At 67.0% G+C, this 2,200-nt stretch carries 3 protein-coding genes; 1 reads left to right on the forward strand and 2 read right to left on the reverse strand.

From position 1 onward, the window contains the following. On the forward strand, positions 1-1,211 hold a 1,211-nt coding region (locus DBR12_RS19135; RefSeq protein WP_108618699.1), incomplete at its 5' end, for a DUF418 domain-containing protein. 43 nt (positions 1,212-1,254) lie between these two features. On the opposite strand, the gene DBR12_RS19140 is transcribed toward DBR12_RS19135, so the two are convergent. Both DBR12_RS19140 and DBR12_RS23230 read right to left on the reverse strand, forming a co-directional pair. Further along, complete coding sequence (locus DBR12_RS19140; RefSeq protein WP_108618700.1) at positions 1,255-2,073, reverse strand: alpha/beta fold hydrolase; 819 nt, start codon at positions 2,071-2,073, stop codon at positions 1,255-1,257. 2 nt (positions 2,074-2,075) lie between these two features. Continuing rightward, positions 2,076-2,200, reverse strand: a 125-nt coding sequence (locus DBR12_RS23230) for a PLP-dependent transferase (RefSeq protein ID WP_233244908.1), incomplete at its 5' end; no start/stop codon positions are given.

The following is a 2,200-nucleotide window of genomic DNA, read 5'->3' on the forward strand; positions in this document are numbered from 1 at the left end:
ACCCCGCACCGGCCAGTGCCGGGCGCGAGCACTCCATTGACGCACTGCGCGGCTTTGCCTTGCTGGGTATCTTGATGGTCAACGCGGGCAGTTTTGCGTCTACCTACTTTGGCGTGGGTGTCGCAGATCCGGCCTTCTCCCGGCCCGTTGACCACGCCGTGCGCTGGTGGGTGAGCTTCGTTTTCGAAACCAAGTTCTACCTGCTGTTCTCGCTGCTGTTCGGCTACAGCTTCGCGCTGCAGATGGATTCGGCAGCGCGCTCGGGCAGCGCCTTTGTGCCGCGCTTTTTGCGTCGTCTGCTGGGGCTCTTTCTGCTGGGGCTCGCACATGCCTGGCTGCTGTTTGCTGGTGACATTCTGGTCACCTATGCGTTGCTGGGCGTGTTGCTGCTGGTCTGGCGTGGGTTGAAGCCCACCGCCGCGACGGTGCTGGCCCTGGTCCTGCTGGGGATGACGGCCGGGGGCTGGGGCCTGCTGGCCTGGCTGGTGGCACATGTTCCGCCGATGGAGGTGCCGGTGGCCGAGCTGCATGCCAAGGCCCAGCAGGCTGCGCAGGCTTACCGCGCGAGTGCGCTGGGCGCTATAGCCCAGCGCGGGCGCGATATGGCCGAAGGCGTCTGGTTTGTGCTGGTGTTTGTGCAGGGGCCTTGTGCGCTGGCCATGTTCCTGCTGGGGCTGGCCGCGCACCGGTCGGGCTACCTGGCACGGGTGGCGCAGCAGCCCGCGCGGCTGCAGCGGTGGATGCTGTGCTGCCTGCCAGTGGGGATGGCCGGTGCCTTGTTCTATGCCTTTGCGCAGGTGGACACCAGCAGCGTGCAGCAGCCTGAGCATGTGGTGCTGGCAGCGCTGGCGGTGGACTTGGCAACCGCGCCGCTGATGACCTTTGGCTATGTGGCGCTGCTGCTGTGGCTGCTGCAGCGCGGCCCTGTGGGTCAGCGCCTGGGGGCAGCGCTGGAGCCTGCGGGGCGCATGGCATTGTCGAATTACCTGCTGCAGTCTCTGGTGGGGGCGCTGGTTTTTACGGCCTATGGACTTGCGCTGGTGGGCCGGGTGGCGCCCTGGCTGGTGGTGGTGGGCGTGCTGGTGCTGTATGGCGCTCAACTGGTGTGGAGCCGCCGCTGGATGGCCGCGCACGCCTATGGCCCGGTAGAGTGGTTGCTGCGCGCCTTTACGCTCTGGCAGTGGCCTGCGTGGCGGCGCAGCGCGCGCTGACCTGTGGTGCGGCAGGTCAGCGGCCTTCATGGCCTCAGCGAGATCAGCGGGCCAGAAAGTCGCGCAGCGCGAACAGCGTTTCTTCCGGCGCCTCGGTCATCTGGTTGTGGCCCACAGGAAGGCTTGCCATCGACACCGATTGGCCCGCTGCGCGTGCCGCGTTGACAAGGCCTTGCGCGGCTTTGGGCGGTGTCATCTGGTCCTGGCTGCCCAGCGCAAACAGCACCGGGCAAGTGAGCTGGGCCATAGCCACCTCGCCACCGGCATAGCTGTCGCAGGCCACAAACCCCCGGTGGAACACGTTGACCGCCGGGTTGCTGCGCAGCACCTTGCGCCCGAGCGCCATGCCCGCGCCAAACACCCAGGTGCCTGGGCCCAGGGCCGACGGGGGCGCAGACAGAGTGCTGCGTGAAAACACATTGACCATGCGCATCGCCTTCTCGGGATCGCTCTGCGAGGCCTCGATGAGTGCGGGCGAGACCTTCATCGGGAACGCCGTGCCCACCAGCACCAGGTGGCTGATGCGGTCCTTGAGCCGCGCGGCGGCTTCCATGGCAATGAGCGAGCCCCAGCTGTGGCCCACCAGCGCCGCGCGCTGCACGCCTGCGGCATCCAGCAGCGCGCCAATGAAGTCCGCGCCTTGCTCCACCGTGGCGGGCGCATCGCCGCCACTGCGGCAGTGGCCGGGCAGGTCGATGGCCAGCACGTTCCAGCCGTGGTTGGCCATGTAGCGGCTTTGCAGGGCCCACACGCTGTGGTCGTTGAGCACGCCGTGGATGAACACCACGGTGGGCTTGGCGGCATCAAATGCCTTGCCGCCGGTGTAGCAGTAGATGGCGGCGCCGTTGATTTGGATGTGCATGGTCAGGCCCCCACTTTCTCTGCCGCCTTTTCAGCGGCTTTCAACGCGCGCTTGAGGTCGTCGATCAGGTCATCGGCGTCTTCAAGGCCGATGGACAGGCGGATCGTGCCCTGGCTGATGCCTGCAC

It is taken from the genome of Acidovorax sp. HMWF029 (assembly GCF_003060895.1).
Taxonomy (GTDB): Bacteria; Pseudomonadota; Gammaproteobacteria; order Burkholderiales; family Burkholderiaceae_C; genus Acidovorax.